Origin of the sequence: Aquabacterium sp. UBA2148, assembly GCF_002328915.1 — a bacterium.
GTDB lineage: Bacteria > Pseudomonadota > Gammaproteobacteria > Burkholderiales > Burkholderiaceae_C > Aquabacterium > Aquabacterium parvum.
The window spans coordinates 1-1,734 of record NZ_DCXA01000211.1 but is presented as its reverse complement, the minus strand read 5'-3'; the positions used below and the strand labels follow the sequence as shown (position 1 = coordinate 1,734).

The following is a 1,734-nucleotide window of genomic DNA, read 5'->3' as shown; positions in this document are numbered from 1 at the left end:
GCGTCGGTGGTGGTGTCGCCCAGGTTGACGGCCAGGTCGATGCTGCCGGTGGCGCCACCCGTGGGCGCCGACAGGGTGATGTTGCCCTGGCCGGAGCTGGCTGTGAAACCGGTGGCGCTCACGCTGCCCCAGGCGGACGTCGAGGCGCCTTTGCTGTCGAGGTAGCGAGCCAGGATCACGGCGTCGTTGGGGACCATGCTGCAGCTGTCATCGCCATTGAGCACCCAGGCCTTGCCGCTCCAGTACTGCAGCTGTGCGGGCACCTTCAAGGCGGTGCGGCCCGAGCCGAAAGCGTTGGACAGGAAGAGCCGACCGCTGCGCACCTGCGCCACGCCGCTGCTGCCGGCCGTCGAGTTCACGGTGCCAGGCGAGTTCTCGGCCGCACTCAAGGTGATGCTGGCCGGCGCCGTGGCCTTGGTGGTGAAGGCGTAGGAGGGGGTCACCGTGGCCACGCCCTTGGCGAAGTCGGACGCGGCGATGGCCGTGCCTGTGAGGCTGCCTGCCGATCCGGTCGACGACGTGCCCGACAGCGCGGCCGCCTTGGCGAAGTAAGCGGACATGCTGCTGCGCCCATCGTGGTTGACGGTGGTGCCGCCATCGGCGTTGCGTGCCGTCACCTTGGTCGTGAAAGGCTGACCGCTGTAAGTGAAGGCCGACTTGCCCGAAGCCGCACAGCCCTGGGTCACATCCACATCGAAGTGATGAGGCACGAAAGGCCCGACCGACGAGACGCTGCCACCGACCGCGATGCCCGCGTTGTTGTAGACCGAGCCCGCGTTGAGCGCCGCAGCCAGGTTCAAGGTGCCGACCTCGACCCAGCGCAAGCTGCCCGTGGCCACGCCGGAGGCCATGTTGTTCATCGCGATGGCTGGATCGACCACGTTGGCATCGGTGCCCGTGGGCGATTGCCCGGTCTTGCTCACCGTGATGCGAGCCGGGTTGCTGACCTCGTTGCCGAAAGCGGACATCACCTGGTCGTTCTGGTTCAAGGCGGTGACGGTCAGGGTGGCTGGCGAGCTCACGCCCGCGTTGCCCGCCACGTAGGGCCCGCTCGCCACCATCGACAAAGTCTTGGGAACGGTGATGAAGCTGTCGCTGCCGCTCATGCTCAGGCTGGCTTCGGCGCCCGCACCGCTGTAGCTGGCGGTGATGTTGGTTTCACCCGCTTCGGCGTAGCTGAGGTTGATCGAGGCCTGGCCGTTGCTGTCGAACTTCAGCGTGTGCGAGAGGGCCGAGCCGTTGCAGCTGCCCATGGCCGCGCCAGTGCCATTGCCCTGCAGGGCAACGGAGCCCGTCAGGCCGCTGTGGCTGGCCGATGTGCAGGTGAAGGCCACGCTCTTTTCGGTGGTCGCGAAAGCGGCGGCACAGCGCGCACCGTTTTCAACCGATCGCAGGGCGTTGACCACCACGGTCTGGGCGGTGCCGCCCACGTGGTGCGGCACGTCGAACTTGAACTTGCTCTGGTCGGCGGTGTAGGTGCAGGTTTTTCCGGCCGCAGGGCTCTCACCCATGCCGCAGCGCAAGGCATTCTGAGCCGTTGGCGAGGCGCCCGAGAGGCTGGCAACCACCCCCCCAGGCGTGGTGGTGCGCACCGTCACGGTGGCGATGCCCGATGCGTTGGTGGTGAAGCCCGCGCTGTTGACCGGGGTGGCACCCGAGAGCACCAAGGTGCCCGTGGCGCCCGTGGTCAGCACCGTCGAGCAGGTGTCGTTGGAGCAGGCCTTGATCGTGTAG

The 1,734-nt window shown here is 67.5% G+C and carries 1 protein-coding gene; it reads right to left on the bottom strand.

The genetic code is table 11. From position 1 onward, the window contains the following. A partial coding sequence (locus tag B2W70_RS11750) for a DUF6701 domain-containing protein (RefSeq protein WP_349677454.1) occupies positions 1 to 1,734 on the bottom strand: 1,734 nt, incomplete at both ends.